The organism is Streptomyces sp. NPDC046925, from assembly GCF_040644915.1.
In the GTDB taxonomy this organism is placed as follows: Bacteria; Actinomycetota; Actinomycetes; order Streptomycetales; family Streptomycetaceae; genus Streptomyces.
This window is the reverse complement of the sequence record NZ_JBEYWZ010000002.1, coordinates 375,623-391,005: the sequence shown is the minus strand read 5'-3', so window position 1 is coordinate 391,005 and position 15,383 is coordinate 375,623. Positions and strand designations below refer to the sequence as shown.

Genomic DNA, 15,383 nt, shown 5'->3' with positions numbered 1-15,383 from the left:
CTATTGGTGACTCCGTCACGGGGCATCAGTACTGGACCTCCTGGCTGCGACGGCGGATGACCGTCACCTCGTCGCGCTGGTTGCCGGTCGGCCCCAGGTAGTTGAAAGCCCAGGTCAGCTGGGCATAGCCGCCGATGAGATGGGTGGGCTTGAGCATCACGCGGGTGAGCGAGTTGTGGATGCCGCCGCGCTTGCCGGTCTTCTCGGTGCGCGGGACGCCGACGGTGCGTTCCTGGGCGTGGTTCATGTAGACGGTGCCGGGCGGCATCTTGTGGGAGACGATCGCGCGGGCGGTGACCACGCCGTTGCGGTTGACGGCCTCGATCCAGTCGTTGTCCGCCACGCCGATCGATTCGGCGTCCTGCGGGGACATCCAGATCGTCTGGCCGCCCCGGCCGAGGGACATCATGTAGAGGTTGTCCTGGTACATGGAGTGCACGGCCCACTTGTTGTGCGGGGTGAGGTAGCGCACGGCGACGGTCTTCTCGTCGACCTGCCCCAGCTGCGGTTCCCCGTACAGGCGGTGCATGTTGAGCGGCGGTTTGTAGACGGGCAGTGCCTCGCCGACCTCGTGGATCCAGTCGTGGTCGAGGAAGAAGTGCTGGCGTCCGGTGAGGGTGTGCCAGGGCTTGAGGTGCTCGGTGTTGACGGTGAAGGCGGTGTAGCGCCGGCCGCCGGACTCGCTGCCCGACCATTCGGGCGAGGTGATGACGGGGACCGGACGGGCCTGGGTGTCGGCGAAGGTGACCCGCTTGCCCTCGGCCTCGGCCGCCAGATGGGCCATCTCCGTGCCGACCTTCTTCTCCAGGGTCTCGAAGCCCTGGGTGGCCAGGCGGCCGTTGGAGGTGCCGGAGAGCGAGAGGATCGCCTCGCAGGCGCGCTGGGCGGTGTCGATGCGGGGCCGTCCGTCGGCAACGCCGCCCCGTACGGTGCCGTTCTTCTCGCCGAGGTAGCCGACCTCCTCGCCCACGTCGAAGGTGATGGCCTTGGTGGTGACGCCGAGGGTGTCGATCAGCGGGCCCAGGGCGGCGAACTTCTCGCCGATGGCGCCGTAGTCGCGCTCCACGACCGCCAGGTTGTACATGGTGCGCCCCGGCACCGGCTCGCACTCGCCCTTCGACCAGTCGAGGGCGACACCGCCGGGCTGTGCCATCTCGCCGCCGGGGGTGTCGTGCTGGAGGGCGGTGGCCACCACGTCCTTGCGCACGCCCAGGTGATCGGCGGCCAGTTCGCTGAACCTGCGGGCGAGCGTGAGGAACGCGTCGAAGTCGGAGCGTGCCTGCCAGGGCGGATCGACCGCCGGGGTGAAGGCGTGCAGGAAGGGGTGCATGTCCGTGGAGGACAGGTCGTGCTTCTCGTACCAGGTGGCGGCCGGGAACACCACGTCGGCAAGCAGCGTCGTGGACGTCATGCGGAAGTCCATGGCGAGCAGCAGATCGAGCTTGCCCTCGACGTCTTTCTGGTGCCAGGTGACATCGCGCGGCGCGCACCGGGGGCCGTCGTCGGGGAGGTTGGAGTGGGTGCCCAGCAGATGCTTGAGGAAGTACTCGTTGCCCTTGGAACTCGATCCCAGGAGGTTGGCCCGCCATACGGTCAGCACGCGGGGCCAGTTGGCGGGCGCGTCGGGATCTTCGCCCGCGAACTTCAGTCGTCCCGCCTTGAGTTCGTCGACGGTGTGCCGCACGGGGTCTTCGGCATCGCCGAGGTCCAGGGGGTTGCGGTCGAAGGTGGGGTAGGAGGGCATCCAGCCCATGCGGGCGGAGGCGGCCAGGCAGTCGGCGCCGCTCATGCCCTCGAAGTGGCCGTCCGCGAGCGGGGACGCGAGGGATTCGGCGGGCAGGGTGTCGTAGCGCCACTGGTCGGTGTGCAGATAGAACCAGCCCGCGCCGATCATGTGGCGTGGCGGGCGTGCCCAGTCGGCGCCGCTTGCCAGGGTGGCCCAGCCGGTGACCGGACGGCACTTCTCCTGGCCGACGTAGTGACCCCAGCCGCCGCCGTTGCGGCCCTGGCAGCCGGTCAGCGTGAGCAGGGCCAGGAAGGCGCGGTAGATGGTCTCGGAGTGGAACCAGTGGTTGGTCCCGGCGCCCATCAGGATCATGCAGCGGCCCTTGGACTGCTCGGCCGTCTGCCCGAACTCCCTTGCCACGCGTGCCGCTTGGGCCGCCGGGACGGAGGTGAGGGTCTCCTGCCAGGCGGGGGTGCCGGGCTGCGAGGCGTCGTCGTAGGAGGCGGGCCACTGGCCGGGCAGGCCCTCGCGGGCGACGCCGTACTGCGCGAGCATCAGGTCGAAGACGGTGGTGACCAGGTGTCCGCCGACCCGCCGCACCGGTACACCGCGCCGCACGGTGGCTTCCGCGTCCTCCTCGAAGCGGGGCAGCACGATCTCGGCGCTGTCCGTGCCCGCCTCGCCGTGCAGGGTGAGGCGGGGGACGGTCTCGCCCAGGTCGAGGTTCCACTCGGGGGTCTCGTTGCTGCCCCAGCGATGGCCCAGGGTGCCGTTGGGTATGACGGGCTCGCCGGTCGTGTCGTCGACCAGGACGGTCTTCCAGCGGGCGTTCTCGGTGGACTCGCCGAGGTCGGCGGCGTTCAGGAATTTGTGCGGGACGAGCCCCTGATCCGTTTCGCGCAGGGTGACCAGGAACGGCAGGTCGGTATAGCGGCGTACGTAATCGGTGAAGAACGGCGTCTGCCGGTCGACGAAGAATTCCTTGAGGATCACATGGCCCATCGCAAGGGCGAGGGCGCCGTCCGTTCCCGGGTGCGGATGCATCCACTCGTCGGCGAATTTGGTGTTGTCCGCGAAATCAGGCGATACGGTGACGACTTTCTGGCCGCGATAACGCGCCTCGGCCATCCAGTGCGCGTCCGGCGTGCGCGTCACCGGCACATTGGAGCCCCACATCATCAGATACGCCGCGTCCCACCAGTCGCCCGACTCCGGTACGTCGGTCTGGTCGCCGAAGACCTGCGGCGAGGCGACCGGCAGGTCCGCGTACCAGTCGTAGAAGGAGAGCATCGGCGCGCCGATGAGGGAGTGGAAGCGCGCCCCGGCGGCGTGCGAGGCCATCGACATGGCGGGGATCGGGGAGAAGCCCGCCACCCGGTCGGGACCGTGCTCCTTGATCGTGTGCACCTGAGCGGCGGCGGCGATCTCCACCGCCTCCTCCCAGCTCGCCCGGACGAGCCCGCCCTTGCCGCGCGCCCGCTGGTAGGCGCGCCGGCGCTCCGGGTCGCGCTGGATGTCGGCCCAGGCCAGGACGGGGTCCTTGAGGCGCTTCTTGGCCTCGCGGTACATCGTGAGGAGGGTGCCGCGCACGTAGGGGCTGCGCACCCGCGTCGGCGAGTAGCTGTACCAGGAGAAGGAGGCGCCACGGGGGCAGCCGCGCGGCTCGTACTCGGGGCGGTCCGGGCCGACCGAGGGATAGTCGGTCGCCTGGGTCTCCCAGGTGATGATGCCGTCCTTGACGAAGACCTTCCAGCGGCAGGAGCCGGTGCAGTTCACGCCGTGCGTGGAGTGCACCACCTTGTCGTGACTCCAGCGGTCCCGGTAGAAGGCCTCTCCGTCACGCCCGCCGGTGTGGTGCACCGAACGCAGGTCGTCGGAAACATCGGCACGGCTGAAATACCGTCCGGCCTTGAGCAGCGTCTCCGCGGCTCCGCGCTGATTGTGCCGCAACGTGACCCTCCGAAATGCGAAACACTCCGGCCATGACTTGCCGACAACTCGCCGGGAAATTCGGTGGCCTGTTCAGACCCTAAGCCCGCTCATCGGGCCGAACCCGAGGACTTAAGTCCCAGTGGGCAGTGACCTAATTCCGCAATTCCGGTTCCATGCCCGTGACATGGTGTGAGTCCGGGTCAAATAGCGCACATGAGGGGGCTTTTGGCCCGCCGGGCCCGCAGGGTCCGCATGTCGCTTCCGGAAGGTGGGTCGCCGATGAGCCGCTCCAAGTGGATACCCGACCAGCACGGCGCCTGGGCCATGCTGGCCGTGCCGTTCGCCGCGGGCACCTTCGCGGGTGACGCGGGATGGCTGCACCTGCTGCTCTTCGTGTGCTGGCTGCTGGCCTACGCCGCCGCCTTCCACCTCCAGCAGCACCTCAGGCTGGGGCGCTGCTCCCGCAATCCCCGCGCCGCCGAGCGCCACCTCCGCCCCTTCCTGGCCTTCGCCACCGCGCTCCTCCTGCTCGGCACGCCGCTCCTCGCGCTGCGGCCCTGGCTCGCGGTGGCCGCCGCCGCGGCGCTGCCGTTCTTCGCGGTCAACACCTTCTACGCGCTCCGCAACCGGGAGAGGGCGCTGGTCAACGGCCTGGTCGCGGTCGTGCCCGCCTGCGCCATGCTCCTGGTCGCGCTGCGGCTCGGCGGCGGGACGCTCGGCGAGGGCGCCGGTGCGTTCGCCGCCTGCCTGCTCTACTTCGGCGGCACGGTCCTGTACGTGAAGTCCATGATCCGCGAGCGCCGGAACCGCCGCTTTCTGCGCGGCTCGATCGCCTACCACGGCGCGGCCCTGATCTGCGCGTCGCTGCTGTCCCCGCCACTCGCGGTGCTCTTCGTGCTGTGCCTGCTGCGTGCCGCGCTGCTGCCGGGGCGCGGTCTGCGGATTCGCACCGTGGGGTTGATCGAGATGGGCCTCTCGGCGGTCCTGCTCGTGACGCTGCTTGCCGTCTGAGGCGCGTGCAGGATGTACGTTCAGGGGCGGCCTCCGGCTGCCGGAAGCCCCGTAGCGCCCACGGAACACGCACAGGAGCCGAGCCATGCACGTCTACGACTGTCGGACCGAAGCCGACCTGCGAAGCGGAGTCAGTCACGCCACCGATGCCCTGCGTGCCGGGCAGCTGGTCGTCTTCCCCACCGACACCGTCTACGGCATCGGCGCCCATGCCTCCGATTCCACGGCCGTAGGCTCCTTGCTGGCCGCCAAGCAGCGCGGCGCCGACAAGCCCGCCTCCGTCCTTGTGGCCGACCTGACCACCGCCGAAGCCCTCGTACAGTCCCTCCCGCCCCAAGCGCGGCGGCTGGCCGAGGAGTTCTGGCCGGGCGCGCTCTCCCTGGTCCTGCCCGCGGCCCCCTCCCTGGCCTGGAACCTGGGCAACACGCACGGCACCGTCATGGTCCGCATGCCCGACAACCCGATCACCCTCGCCCTGCTCCGCAGCGCCGGGCCCATCGCCCAGTCCAGCGCCAACCTCACCGGCCGGCCGCCGGCCACCACGTGCGCCCAAGCCGTTGAGCAGCTCGGCGAGACCGTGCACACCTACCTCGACGGCGGGCCCAGCAGCGGGAACGTGCCGTCCACGATCATCGACCTCACCGACGCCGACGCGCCGGTCGTCCTGCGCGAGGGAGCACTTCCCGGCACCGTGATCACCGACGCTCTGGCACGCGTGTGACTCCGGTGCCCGGGGGCGGGCGGCCCAGGGGTGCTCTTCAGGGGGTGGGGGCGGTGAGATACCGCTGCATCGTGGGCCCGACCCAGTCCACGATCTCCTCGGGGTCGAGCGCCACGCTCGCCGGGAATCGCAGGACGTAGCGCGTCAGCGCGATCCCGAGCACGGTCGAGGCGCACAGCGCTGCCCGCGTCGGTGCCTGCTCCGGCTCGGGGCCCACCCGGCGGGCCAGGGGGATCAACTGGTCGCGCAGCACGCTCTGCATGCGATCGGCGGCGGCCGGGTCGGTGGCGCCCACCCGCATCAGCGCGGTGAGCTCCCCGTTCTCCTCCCACAGGGTGAGGAAGTGGCGCACCAGCGTACGGCCGAGCTCCTCGCGCGGTTCGACCGGCAGCTCGGGCAACCCGGGGTCGATCGCGACGGCCGCCGCGAAGAGGCCCGCCTTGTTGTCGTAGTAGCGCATCACCATCGACGGGTCGATTTTCGCGTCGCGCGCGATGGCCCGGATGGTCGCCTTCTCGTAGCCGTCCGCCGCGAACCGCTCGCGGGCCGCGGCGAGGATCGTGGCACGGGTGGCGTCGGAACGCCGTGCGGCCTGCTGGTTGTCCGTGGTGCCGGTCATGCCAACAAACATAGGCCAACGCGTGTTGGCGGTCCAGAACGACGCCTCCACGTTGGCCAACACGGGTTGGCAAACTTGTGTTTGGCGGGCAACGGCCTGCTGACGATGCGCGAGCCCCGGGCTACGGAGTGCGGAATCCCCGGAAAGTGACCTGCTTGCGCGTGCTGAAGCCGGCCCGTTCGTAGAGTGCGATCGCGGCGGAGTTGCCCTGTGCCACGTGCAAGAAGGGGCGCTCCCCGCGAGACGTGATGCGCGTGGCCAGTGCCGACACCAGGCGCGCGGCGTGCCCCTGGCCGCGGGCTTCGGGCGCGGTGCAGACGGCGCTGATCTCGGTCCAGCCCGGAGGGCGCAGCCGCTCGCCCGCCATCGCCACCAACGCGCCGCCGTCACGGATGCCGAGGTAGGTGCCGAGCTCGGGCGTACGCGGCCAGAACGGGCCGGGCTTGGTCCTTTCCACGAGGTCGAGCATCTCGGGCACGCTGTCCGCGCCCAGTTCGACGACGCCGTTGCCGGAGGCGGCGGAAGGGCGCGGGGGCCGGTCGCCGCCGGACCAGGTCATCTGCAGGCCTTCGAGAACGAAGACCGGTTCCCAGGTCGGCGGCGGGAGCGCGGGGCAGCTGAACATGTCGGCGAACTCGCCTCGCCCGAGCAGCCGGGCGAGGTCCGCCCACCCCTCCGTCGTCCGTTCGGGAGCGACGGCGGAGAAGGTCGCGACGCCCGGCAGATAGCTGAGGGCGGCGCCGACGCTCCGGGCGAGATGTGCGTGCTGACCCCGAAGCGACTCGCCCACCGGGTCGTCGAGCGCGGCGACTGCACCGCTCACCATCGTGCCGCGCCTTTCCTCGGCCTGTCTGTCCCGCAGGAGTCTAGTGGCGATCTCCCGAGTAGAAATGATTGACACATCAAAACTGATGAAGTCATCATCTTGGTGAGGGTCAGGTCCGACGGCGGCCGTACGCCGTCCGCCGTCGGAGCGCGTGCTCACGGACGAGAGGAGTTCAGCGGTGATCGAAATTGATGTCCCGGCCGCAGCGGCCCGGGCCGATGCCGATGTGCACCACGGGCTGCACAGCGAGCTGGGCGCACTGCGCGGAGAGCATCCGGGCCGGGCCCGCAACCAGGTGATCAAGGTGGTCGAGCTCGGCTGGCTGGAGTTCGTCAAGCCCGACCTGGACCGCGCGGAGCGCTTCGCACGCGACTTCGGGTTCGTCGTCCACGAGCGCACACCGGACCGGCTCACGCTGCGCGGCACCTTCTCGGCCCTGCCGTGCCTGGTTATCCGCCGAGGCCGTGACGCCCGCTTCGCGGGCACGACGTTCGTGGCGGAATCGGTCGCCGACGTACGGCGGCTGGCCCACTGGGCCGGGGCGAACGTCCTTCCGTTCGGTAGCGGCCAGGCCGTCCAGCTCACGGACCCGAGCGGGATACCGGTGCGCGTCGTCGCGGGCCTCGACCGCCCTGCCGCCCTGGCGGAGCGCGACCCGCTGGAGCTGAACCTCGGCACGAAGCCGGTGCGGTTCAATACGCCCCAGCGGGCTCCGCGCGCCGCGGCGCAAGTGCAGCGCCTGGGACACATCGTGTTGGAGACGACGAAGTTCCGGCGCGCCCTGGAGTGGTACCTGGAGGCGCTCGGCCTGATCGTCAGCGACTTCCTCTACCTCGACGACCTGCGGGACCGCGGGCCCACGATGGCGTTCATGCGCTGCGACCTCGGCTCCGTACCGGCGGATCACCACACGCTGGCCATGCACCTGGGGCCGCGCACGGGCTATGTGCACTCGGCCTACCAGGTCACCGACCTCGACGCCGTGGCGGCGGGCGGGGAACACCTCGCCGAGCAGGGCTACCGCCGCGTGTGGGGCATCGGCCGGCACATCCAGGGCAGCCAGATCTTCGACTACTGGCGCGATCCCGACCGGATGATGGTCGAACACTACGCCGACGGCGACCTCTTCGACTCCTCCCTGGAACCCGGCTGGGCGCCCATGAGCGCCGGCGGCCTGGCCCAGTGGGGGCCGCCCGTCTCCCGCGACTTCCTGGGCAGCACACCCGGCCCCGGCATGGTCACCGCCCTGCTCAAGGCGCTGGGCGACAAGACCAACGAGATCGACAAAGACACCCTCACGGCACTGGCGAAAGCGATGGCGGCATGAGTACGAACGTGGCACGCACCGAAGACGGTTGGTGGGTCGAGCACGAGGGCCGGCTGACCCGGATCAGCACCGACGCGACCACCACCGCGCAGCTGCTCGCCGACCGGTCGGCGGTGCGGAAGGCCGCCGCCGCCCCCGACCCCGACGGGCCCGGACTAAGGGACGTCAGCCTGCTGTCCCCGCTGACCGTCCCGGCCCGGGTGGTCGCACAGATGGTCAACTACCGCAGCCACGCCCGCGATTCGGGCATCGATCCCGACACCGTGCCACCGGCGTTCTTCCGCAAGGCCTCCGGTTCGGTCTGCGGACCCACCGACGCCATCCGCTGTCCCGACCATGTCGGGTTCCTCGACTACGAGATCGAACTCGGCCTCGTCATAGGGCGCCGGATCGACGTCGGCACCGTGGTCGGCGAGGACGACCTGAGCGACGTGATCGCGGGCATCGTCGTCACCAACGACGTCAGCGCCCGCGACATCCAGCTGACCCGCACCCAGTTCTACGAGTCCAAGTCCTATCCCACCTTCACCCCCGTGGGCCCGTTCCTCACCCTGGTCGACGGCGACGAACTCGCCGCCCTGGAACGGCTGCGCCTGACCCTGAGCGTCAACGGCGAGATCCGCCAGGACAGCACCGTGGCCGACATGATCGTCAAGCCCGCCCGCGCGCTGACCCTGCTCGCCCGCTTCCAGGCGCTCGACGCCGGTGACCTGGTACTCACCGGCACCCCGGGCGGCACCGCCCTGAAGTCACCCGGCCCGCTCCTGGAGAAGATCGGAGCGCTCCTCCCACCGGCGATGAAGTGGAAAGCGTTCTTCAAACGGCAGGCAGACAACCCGCACTACCTCAAGGACGGCGACGTGATCGCCGCGACCATCACCGACCCGCTGCGGGACATCGATCTGGGCCAGCAGACCAACATCGTGCGCGGACCGGCGCACAGGGCCGCACGGTGAGCCCGGCCGGCCCTCCGCCCCTGACGTCGACGCCGGACCAGCACGCCACCGAGCGCGTTCCGCTCGCCGACCGCGACCTCGCACTCACCCCGTACGACCTGCTCGTACGGGCCGCACAGCGCTGGCCCGATGAGCCCTGCTCACTGTGGATCCCCGACGCGGCCGCGATCGCGGGCTCGCGCGTCCTGGTCACCGCAGGCCCCGAACCCGACGCGTCGCTGTGGAACCGCGGTGCGGGTGAGGTCCGTAAGGCCGCAGCCGTCCTGCATAGCTACGACGTGCACATCCGTACTGAAGCGAGGGGAGCGCAACGATGACATCGGCGCCCTCCCCGTCCCCGGCCGATGCCCGGGACGTGCTCGTGATCGGTGGCGGTCCCACCGGTCTAGCGGCAGCCACCCTCCTTGGCCGGCACGGCCTGCGTGTCGCGGTCGTCGAACGGCACCACGACGTCTACCCGCTGCCGCGCGCGGTCCATCTCGACGACGAGGTCTACCGCATCCTCCACCAGCTGGGCATCGGCGAGGAGTTCGCCTCCCACACCCGCCCGACGTCGGGGCTGCGCCTCGTCGACGGACGCCACCGCGAGCTGGCCACCTTCACCCGTGAGCGGATGACGGCCACGGGCCTGCCGCAGGCCAACATGTTCGACCAGCCCGACCTCGAACGCCTGCTGCGCGACAACCTCGCGCGATTCCCCGACGTACAGGTCCTCGGCGGCCACGAACTGCTGCATCTGGACACCGGCGACACCCACCCGGTCACCGCGCGCGTACGGCGCACCGACGGCACCGCGATCGACCTGCACGCCTCCTGTGCGATCGCCTGCGACGGCGCCAACAGCACCGTCCGCCGCCATCTCGACCTCGGCATCGACGACCTCGGCTTCGAACAGCGCTGGCTCGTCGCCGATGTGCGCTGCACCCTCGCACTCGACACGTGGGACGGCGTCTACCAGGTGTGCGACACCCGCCGGGCCGGCACGTACATGCGTATCGGGCCCGACCGCTACCGCTGGGAATTCCAGCTCCTCGACGGTGAGAGCGCCATGGACTTCGCAGGTCTCCCGGCGCTGCGCGGGCTCATCGCACCCTGGGTCCGCACCATCCCCGACGAGCGCCTGAGCGTACTCAGGTGCGCCGAGTACACCTTCCGCGCCCGCGTCGCCCAACGGTGGCGCGCGGGCCCCGTCTTCCTGGCCGGGGACGCCGCCCACGTCACTCCGCCGTTCATCGGCCAGGGCATGGGCGCGGGACTGCGCGACGCACACAACCTCGCGTGGAAAGTGGCGGCCGTGCTGCGCGGGCAGGCCGACCCCGCACTCCTCGACTCCTACGAAGCCGAACGCAAACCGCACGCGACAGCAATGATCAGACGAGCCAAGGCCATGGGCCAGGTGATGACGGGCGGCGGCCGCATCGCCACCCTCGCGCGCCGCCGGATCGTGCCCGCCCTCGCACACTCCAGGACCGTCCGGCGGACCCTGCTCGACAGCCGCACCCCGGCCCTCACGCCGGGCCCCCGGATCCGGCGGCGCACGCCCCGTGCCGTGCGCGGTGCGCTGCTGCCCTTGGTCCGCCTGCCCGGACCTGACGGTCAACTCCTGCTGGTCGACCGGATACTGGGCGATCGCACCATGGTCGTCGCGCTCCCCGGCGTGGACCTCGCGGCCGCGCCCGGAGCGCTGCCGTTGGCCTGGCTCACCGTCGACCCGGAAGGCGGCGAGGGCGAGCGGTTCCTGGCCCGTTGGCTTCGGGACGCAGGGGTGGGATGGGTCAGGGTCGACCCCGACCGCGTGATCAGTGCGGCCGGGCCCGCGAGCGTGCTGGGGTGAGCCCTGGCCCGCGCGCTGCGTCGGGCATGCGCACGCACCGAGGGGTGAGTCCCCGGCCGCCCCGGATATGATCACGGGCATGTCTCCACAGCCACCATCACGCGGGCAGCGGCGCAAATTGCGCACACGCATGGCGCTGATCGAGGCCGCGCAGGAGATCTACGCCGAGCGAGGCGACCTCGAGGTCAGCATCCAGCAGATCACCGAGGCGGCCGACGTCGGCTTCGGGTCCTTCTACAACCACTTCACGTCCAAGGCGGAACTGCTCGACGCGGCGATCGCCGAGGCGCTCGAGTCCCATGCCGCCTGGCTCGACAGCGTGCTCTCGGAGGTCGAGGACCCCGCCGAGGTCTTCGCGACGTCGATGCGCCTGACCGGCCGCCTGGTCCGCACGCGCCCCAGGATCGCCCGCGTCCTGATGAGCGGCAGGGAAGCGCTGCTCTCCGCGCCGTACGGCCACGCCCCGCACGCCCGCAGGGACATCGAAGCGGCGATCGCCGCCGGACGCTTCGTGACGGAGGACATCGGGGTGGCCCTCGCCTGCACGGCGGGCTGCCTGATCGCCGCGATGCATCTGTGCGGCACCGACCCCAACGCGCCGGTCGAGCACGTGGCCGACCAGGCCGTGCTCAACGTGCTGCGGATGTTCGGCATGCAGGACGCCGAGGCGCGCCGGATCGTGGCGCTGCCGCTTCCCGCCGACGAGCCGCGGCCCACGTCGATCTGACGCTGCGGCAGCACTGCGACGGATGACGGATCCGTCCGGGTGACGGCGGGAGCGGACCGGCCATGCGATGCGGTTTCCCGTCCGCCGTATCAGAGAGGCTGGTCGAGCCCGTCGCCCTTGTGTACCCGGAGCCGCATCGTGGACCAGGCCGCCACCGAACCGCCCGGCGAGGACGCCTTCCTCGCCACTTGTGCTCACACCCACCTGTTCCCCGGCGCCCGATGCCGCATCCGGGGACTGGCCGATCCCGACGCGTTCGCGGCGGCCCCGCGGACGATCGAACTGGCGCTGCGCTTCGCCGACGACGTGGTCACGCCCGCGGACCTGTGCGCGCAGACCCCGGCGGGGACCGTGCTGAGGACCGCGGCCTACACCACCGGGGCCGGTACCTCCGTCGAAGAGCGCTCCTGGCTGATCCGGGAGGTCGACCCCACCGGCGGTGAGGTCGTCCTGGTGATCGGCGGGTCCGCTCCGGCGTGAGCCGTCCGCTCTCACAGCGCCCGGCGGAGGGCGTCGCGGCAGGCTCGGACGGCGGGGTGGCGACTGCTGCCGCGGCGCACGACGGTGAAGACGCGACGGGTGCGCTGACCGCGGGGGAGCGGCCGCAGGGCGACGCCGGGGTCCCGTCCGTTCCAGACGAGGTCGGGCAGGAGCGCGGCGGCGTGCTGCTCTTCGACGAGACGCAGTTGGAGCAGCAGGTCCGTGGTCTCGAACCGCACGTCGGGTTCGAAGCCGGCGTTACGGCACAGGGTCATGGCCCAGTGCCGCGCGGCCGTGCCTTCCGGTTCCATGACCCAGGGGTGGTCCGCGAGCGCACGCAGCGCAGCCGTGGGGCGGTCGGGACCCGGTGAGTCGGCCGGCGGGCGGGGGAGCGCGAGGTGCAGGGGGTCGTCGAGCAGGTCCTCCTGTTCGAGTTCGGCGGGCCGCGGGTTGGGGTCGCCCGGATACTCCTCGGCGATGACCAGGTCGAAATCGCGGGCCTGCAGGGCGGGCAGCGCCTTCTCCGGTTCCATCTGGGTGACATGGACGCGCAGGTCCGGATGGAGCGTGCGCAACACGCCGAGCGCCGCGGGCACGAGGGCCAGCGCGGCGGTCTGGAACGAGGCGATACGGATGGTGCCGGTCAGGTCGGTCAGCGAGGTGGCGATGTCCGCCTCCGCACGCTCAAGACGTTCAAGGACCGCTTCGGTGTGGGCGACGAGGATCTCGGCCTGTTCGGTCAGCCGCACGCGCCGCCCGACCGGCTCCAGCAGAGGGACACCGACCTCCGTCTCCAACTGGGACAGCTGCTGCGACACCGAGGAGGGCGCGTACGAGAGGGCCGTGGCCACGGCGGCGAGGGTGCCGCGGTGCTTGAGCTCGCGCAGCAGGCGCAGCCGGTGCAGATCGAACATGGGCGGTGCTGTTCCCTCGGCAGGTGATCCATCGAATTCTTCGATCGGTTTCTCCGACGAATATAGGTCGGAAACATCCGCTGGACCCACGGGAGGGGGTCGGGGCACGCTGAATCGCGTGACTGAGAACAGCTCCCTGCCCCCTTCGCCCACGCCCGCACCGACGTGGTTCACGCAGCCCGGTGGCCGCTCCCGCGCCTGGCGCTGTACCCCTGCCCCCGCCGAGGTGCGGGAGTTCCATGCTTCCCTGCCGGAGTACGCCCCCACCCCGCTGACCGAACTGCCGTCGCTTGCAGGCGAGTGGGGTGTCGGGCGCGTCTTCGTCAAGGACGAGTCGTCGCGTCTGGGGCTGCCCGCGTTCAAGGCCCTTGGCGCATCGTGGGCAGTGCACCGTCTGCTGGCCGAGCGGGCGGCGTACGGCAGGGACACCGGCCCGGTCACGCTGGTGACCGCCACGGACGGAAACCACGGCCGGGCCGTGGCCCGCACGGCCCGCCTGCTGGGGCAGCGTGCCCGCGTGTTCGTTCCGCAGGGGGTGCATCCGCGGGCTGCCGCGGCCATCGCTGCCGAGGGAGCCGGGGTCACCCACGTCACGGGGTCGTACGACGAAGCCGTACGCCTGGCCGCCGAGGCATCGGCCGCACCCGGCGCGGTCCTCGTCCAGGACACCGCCTGGCCCGGCTACGAGCGGATCCCGGCCTGGATCGTCGAGGGCTACTCCACGCTCTGCGTCGAGATCGACGAACAACTGGCGGCCGCGGACATCCACGAAGGCCCCGATCTGGTCGCCGTACCGGTGGGCGTGGGATCTCTGGCGCAGGCCGTCGTCACCCACTACCGCAGCCGCCCGGCCGGGCGGGGTACGGCGTTGCTGGCGGTGGAGCCGGAGGCAGCCGCGTGCGTCCTGGAAAGCCTTCGCATCGGGGAAGCGGTCAGTGTGCGTACCGGCGAGACCGCCATGGCGGGGCTGAACTGCGGAACCCCCTCCAGCATCGCCTGGCCCCACCTGAAGAACGGTCTGGACGCCGCCGTCGCCGTCACCGAAGCGGACAGCAGCCGCGCGGGCGCCCGGCTGGCCGCACTCGGCATCTCCTCGGGCCCCTGCGGCGCCGCCGCGCCGGCGGGCGCGGGTTCCGTACTCACCGGACCCGGCGCCGACGAACGTCGCACCGCACTCGGGCTCGGCTCCGCGTCGGTGGTCGTATTGCTCAGCACCGAGGGCACGGCGGCGAGTTGAACAGCATGCTGACCCACCTCGTTGCGGCGACCGGTGTGCTGGCCCTGCTGACCGTCGTTCCGGGCCCGGACATGGCGGTCGTGACCCGACGCGCCCTCGCTGCCGGCCCCCGGGACGCACTGCGCACCGTGGGAGGCATCGCGACCGGACTGCTGATCTGGGGGGTGCTCACGGTGGCGGGGCTCGCGGCCGTCCTTGCCGCGTCGCCCGGGGCCTACCTGGTGGTCAGGCTCCTGGGCGCGGGCTATCTCGTCTTCCTGGGCGTCCAGGCGCTACGGCAGAACCGCCGCGCCGCCTGTGCAGATGACCCCGCCGCGCCGCCGACCGCCGGCAATCCATGGCGGACCGGCCTGGTCAGCAACGTGCTCAACCCGAAGATCGCAGTGTTCTACACCGGTCTCCTGCCCACCCTGGCCCCGCCCGGAATGCCGGCCGCCCGGGCCATGTCGCTCCTCGTTCTCCTGCACGCCGCCCTCACCGTGGCGTGGCTGGGCGGCTACGTACTCCTGCTGTCCATGGCCGCTCCGGTCCTGGAGAAGCCGCGGGTCCGCCGTGCGCTGGGGCGGACCACCGGCGTCGTACTGATCGGCTTCGGTCTCGTGGTCGCGGTCGGGACCGGTTGACCTGGCCGGGAGCGGGGCCGTCGGCTGCGCGCTTCGGTTACGGCGCCAGGGTGCGCAGGACGCAGAACTCGTTGCCCTCGGGATCGGCCATGACCACCCAGTTGCGGTCCGGGCCCTGACCCACGTCAGTCCTGGAGGCGCCCAGGCCGAGCAGCCTGGTCACCTCGTCGTCGGTGCTGCCGTCGATCGGGCTGACGTCGAGGTGCAGCCGGTTCTTCACGGTCTTGCCCTCGGGCACCTGGACGAACAGCACGGTGGGCGGCATCTGGCGGGCCCGCACCTCCTCGACGGTCGGCACCCAGGAGCCGATCTCGACCTTTCCCTCGTGCCGTTCGATCACCTTGAAGCCCAGGACTTCGCACCAGAAGGCCGCCAGTCGCTCCGGGTCGTGGCAGTCAACGGCCAACTCGGTGAACCTACTTGTCATGTCTCTCCCAGCTAGTACGGACG

General features: G+C 71.0%; 15 protein-coding genes. 10 read left to right on the top strand and 5 right to left on the bottom strand.

Features of this window, described 5'->3' with window-relative positions:
* Nucleotides 1-25 precede the first annotated feature (25 nt).
* Nucleotides 26-3,676, bottom strand: a complete 3,651-nt coding sequence (locus ABZ906_RS08155) for a nitrate reductase subunit alpha (protein ID WP_361379014.1) — start codon at nt 3,674-3,676, stop codon at nt 26-28.
* A 261-nt stretch (nt 3,677-3,937) separates the two neighbouring features.
* Here ABZ906_RS08155 and ABZ906_RS08150 point away from each other — a divergent pair, with 261 nt between their 5' ends.
* Together ABZ906_RS08150 and ABZ906_RS08145 are read left to right on the top strand one after the other, a co-directional pair.
* Nucleotides 3,938-4,669, top strand: coding sequence for a YwiC-like family protein (locus tag ABZ906_RS08150; protein WP_361379011.1), 732 nt, complete (start codon nt 3,938-3,940; stop codon nt 4,667-4,669).
* 85 nt (nt 4,670-4,754) lie between these two features.
* A complete protein-coding gene (locus ABZ906_RS08145) occupies nt 4,755-5,390 on the top strand; it encodes an L-threonylcarbamoyladenylate synthase (protein WP_361379008.1) in 636 nt (211 codons plus the stop codon).
* A gap of 37 nt (nt 5,391-5,427) precedes the next feature.
* On the opposite strand, the gene ABZ906_RS08140 is transcribed toward ABZ906_RS08145, so the two are convergent.
* Nucleotides 5,428-6,009: a TetR family transcriptional regulator gene (locus ABZ906_RS08140; RefSeq protein ID WP_361379005.1), complete on the bottom strand. Its 582-nt coding sequence runs from the start codon at nt 6,007-6,009 to the stop codon at nt 5,428-5,430.
* Nucleotides 6,010-6,130: 121 nt separating this feature from the next.
* Complete coding sequence (locus tag ABZ906_RS08135; protein WP_361379002.1) at nt 6,131-6,835, bottom strand: GNAT family N-acetyltransferase; 705 nt, start codon at nt 6,833-6,835, stop codon at nt 6,131-6,133.
* A gap of 187 nt (nt 6,836-7,022) precedes the next feature.
* Here ABZ906_RS08135 and ABZ906_RS08130 point away from each other — a divergent pair, with 187 nt between their 5' ends.
* From ABZ906_RS08130 to ABZ906_RS08105, 6 genes are all read left to right on the top strand, one after another.
* Nucleotides 7,023-8,162 (top strand): VOC family protein, encoded by a 1,140-nt coding sequence (locus ABZ906_RS08130; protein WP_361381320.1) that lies wholly within the window; start codon nt 7,023-7,025, stop codon nt 8,160-8,162.
* On the top strand, nt 8,159-9,118 hold the full coding sequence (locus ABZ906_RS08125) for a fumarylacetoacetate hydrolase family protein (protein WP_361378999.1): 960 nt from the start codon (nt 8,159-8,161) through the stop codon (nt 9,116-9,118). Before ABZ906_RS08130 ends, ABZ906_RS08125 begins: the two co-directional genes overlap by 4 nt.
* Nucleotides 9,115-9,435 carry a hypothetical protein gene (locus ABZ906_RS08120; protein WP_361378996.1) on the top strand — a complete coding sequence of 107 codons (321 nt, stop codon included), beginning with the start codon at nt 9,115-9,117 and terminating at the stop codon, nt 9,433-9,435. Before ABZ906_RS08125 ends, ABZ906_RS08120 begins: the two co-directional genes overlap by 4 nt.
* Nucleotides 9,432-10,952, top strand: a complete 1,521-nt coding sequence (locus tag ABZ906_RS08115; RefSeq protein ID WP_361378993.1) for a bifunctional 3-(3-hydroxy-phenyl)propionate/3-hydroxycinnamic acid hydroxylase — start codon at nt 9,432-9,434, stop codon at nt 10,950-10,952. The genes ABZ906_RS08120 and ABZ906_RS08115 overlap by 4 nt, the downstream gene beginning before the upstream one ends.
* Before the next feature lie 79 nt (nt 10,953-11,031).
* Entirely contained in the window at nt 11,032-11,679 is a 648-nt protein-coding gene (locus ABZ906_RS08110; RefSeq protein ID WP_361378990.1) for a TetR/AcrR family transcriptional regulator, read from the top strand.
* A 138-nt stretch (nt 11,680-11,817) separates the two neighbouring features.
* The gene (locus ABZ906_RS08105) at nt 11,818-12,159 is read left to right on the top strand and encodes a hypothetical protein (RefSeq protein WP_361378987.1); all 342 of its coding nucleotides are present in this window, start codon (nt 11,818-11,820) and stop codon (nt 12,157-12,159) included.
* A gap of 11 nt (nt 12,160-12,170) precedes the next feature.
* Here ABZ906_RS08105 and ABZ906_RS08100 read toward each other — a convergent pair whose 3' ends face one another.
* Complete coding sequence (locus ABZ906_RS08100; RefSeq protein ID WP_361378984.1) at nt 12,171-13,073, bottom strand: LysR family transcriptional regulator; 903 nt, start codon at nt 13,071-13,073, stop codon at nt 12,171-12,173.
* A 118-nt stretch (nt 13,074-13,191) separates the two neighbouring features.
* Between ABZ906_RS08100 and ABZ906_RS08095 the strand changes: the two genes are divergently transcribed.
* The gene (locus tag ABZ906_RS08095) at nt 13,192-14,310 is read left to right on the top strand and encodes a diaminopropionate ammonia-lyase (protein ID WP_361378981.1); all 1,119 of its coding nucleotides are present in this window, start codon (nt 13,192-13,194) and stop codon (nt 14,308-14,310) included.
* A gap of 5 nt (nt 14,311-14,315) precedes the next feature.
* A complete protein-coding gene (locus ABZ906_RS08090) occupies nt 14,316-14,933 on the top strand; it encodes a LysE family translocator (RefSeq protein ID WP_361378978.1) in 618 nt (205 codons plus the stop codon).
* Nucleotides 14,934-14,970: 37 nt separating this feature from the next.
* On the opposite strand, the gene ABZ906_RS08085 is transcribed toward ABZ906_RS08090, so the two are convergent.
* On the bottom strand, nt 14,971-15,360 hold the full coding sequence (locus ABZ906_RS08085; protein WP_361189938.1) for a VOC family protein: 390 nt from the start codon (nt 15,358-15,360) through the stop codon (nt 14,971-14,973).
* Nucleotides 15,361-15,383 lie beyond the last annotated feature (23 nt).